The organism is Enterobacter sp. CGMCC 5087 (genome assembly GCF_003144775.1).
Lineage (GTDB): Bacteria > Pseudomonadota > Gammaproteobacteria > Enterobacterales > Enterobacteriaceae > Enterobacter > Enterobacter cloacae_M.
In genome coordinates this window covers 1-823 of the sequence record NZ_QFXN01000189.1, presented here as the reverse complement: position 1 = coordinate 823, position 823 = coordinate 1, and the positions used below count along the sequence as shown (strand labels likewise).

The window sequence follows — 823 nt, the reverse complement described above, 5'->3', positions numbered from 1 at the left end:
CGCGGTGGCCCGCACCATCAGCCCCTGATACACCCGCTGATATAACGGCAGACGGCTCAGCTCCTGCTGTGCGTCAGCGACAGGCTGTGCAAAAGGCTTCCAGGCGGCAATGGCATCAGGATCCTGTTGTACCCGTGCTTTATGCCAGTCGGTGTGCCTGAGAGCATAATCCAGATGCTGCATCAGCTGTTGCTGGACCTGCCCCTGTTCCGGAAACGCCTTTTGCCAGCGCCACGCCATATACTGTTCCACCAGCGGAATGCTGCGACCCGAGGCATCTTCCGTCATCCGCATGACGCGCAGTACCGACATTTTTTCTTCGCTGGCCGCAGGTGCCTGCAGCAGGTCCTGCGACAGCCCCGCCAGCACCGCCGGCAGAAACTGCTGCTGCAGTAACGCCAGATAAGACGTTTCCACATACGGACCGATACGCCCTCCCTGATACAGCCCCATATCGGCAAACAGGAGATTTTTGCTGCGATAATCACCGTAAGAGAGGGCGGCTTCGCGGATAAGGTTCAGCCGGGGCAACAGCGCCGTGCCAAAGGCCTGCTGTCCGACGGTTTCACGCGCATGGATAAACTGCCGGGCAGACCGCAGAACCTGACGCCCCGCATCCCGGTTAGTCTGGTAATAGTGGTACCAGCCCAGGCTGAAAAGAGAAGCCGTCAGCACCATGAGGCCGGTACCGATGGACATCCGGCGACGGCGATACAGCTGGTGTAAACGGCTTTCTCCGGCAAGATGTGCCTGGGGAAACACCACATCCATAAACAGCTGACGTACAAACCAGACGCTGGACTCGCCCCGTGCGGCCGGATAT

General features: G+C 59.4%; 1 protein-coding gene. It reads right to left on the bottom strand.

Annotation, left to right across the window (positions count from 1 at the left end; genetic code table 11):
• On the bottom strand, positions 1-823 hold an 823-nt coding region (locus tag DEO48_RS15620; RefSeq protein WP_309136819.1), incomplete at both ends, for an ImcF-related family protein.